This is a genomic window from Pseudogracilibacillus auburnensis, assembly GCF_003201975.1.
Classification (GTDB): Bacteria; Bacillota; Bacilli; order Bacillales; family Amphibacillaceae; genus Pseudogracilibacillus; species Pseudogracilibacillus auburnensis.
In genome coordinates, this window is record NZ_QJJQ01000038.1 from 1 (window position 1) to 1,091 (window position 1,091).

Sequence of the window (1,091 nt, forward strand, 5' to 3'; positions counted from 1 at the left end):
CCCCCGAAAGTTAGAGTAGAAAATCTAACTTTCGGGGGTGTTTTTATGGCCAAATATAGTGAAGAATTTAAACTAAAGCTTGTCACCGAGTATTTGTGTGGAAACCTTGGATATAAATTATTGGCGAAAAAATATAATATGCCTAGTCCTTCCCCATTAAAAAATTGGGTGAGATCTTATAAAGAACAGGGCATGGATGGATTAAAACGAAGAAAGACGAAAAAGAAGTATTCTGTTCAATTTAAATTAGATGCGGTACAATTTATGTTAAAGACAGGTGCTTCTTATTTAGAAACTGCTGTTCAATTTGATTTGAACAATCCTTCCTTAATTGCACGCTGGTTAAAAGCTTTTCGTGATCAAGGGATAGAAGGCCTGAAACCAAGATTAAAGGGGCGACCTTCTATGTCTAAGAAACCTAATAAGCAAAGGAAAAAGGAAGAAAAGAAAATAACACGCGTGGAAGAATTAGAACGTGAGAATGAACTACTAAGGCTAGAAAATGCATATCTAAAAAAGTTGAAAGCTTTTCGGGAGAATCCGAATGCCTTCCACGAAAAGCACAAGCAAAGATCGCATTCGACCTCAAAAAAGAAGGATTCCGATTAAAAGATATTCTTCTTGTTGTGGATATTCCTGAAGCAACCTATCACTATCACGTGAAAAACTTTGGCAGAGAAGATTCAGACGCGGAATTAAAAAACATCATTACAGACCTATTTAAAAAGTTCCATGAACGTTATGGATACAAACGGATCACGAGAGAATTAAAGAAACTGGGATATGTGATCAACCATAAAAAAGTGTATCGGATTATGCGAGAACTGGGATTAAAATGTGTGAAATTTATGCGGAAGTCCCGTAAATATAATTCGTATAAGGGAAACGTTGGAAAAGTGGCAAAAAACCGGCTATCCCGGCGTTTCAATACATCTATTCCACTGCAAAAATTAGTAACAGACATAACAGAATTCAAATGCCTAGGCGAAGAGAAGTTATATTTAAATCCAATTCTTGATCTTTATAATGGTGAAATTATTGCCTATGAAATGAAGAAACGTCCAACTTTAGATCTTGTCATGGACCCTTTG

The 1,091-nt window shown here is 35.8% G+C and carries 2 protein-coding genes; both read left to right on the forward strand.

Annotated features, from left to right (window positions below):
* Nucleotides 1–609, forward strand: a 609-nt coding sequence (locus tag DFR56_RS22535; protein WP_244916620.1) for a transposase, incomplete at its 5' end; no start/stop codon positions are given.
* Nucleotides 610–626: 17 nt separating this feature from the next.
* The coding region (locus DFR56_RS22540; RefSeq protein WP_146214362.1) for an IS3 family transposase at nucleotides 627–1,091 on the forward strand (465 nt) is incomplete at its 3' end.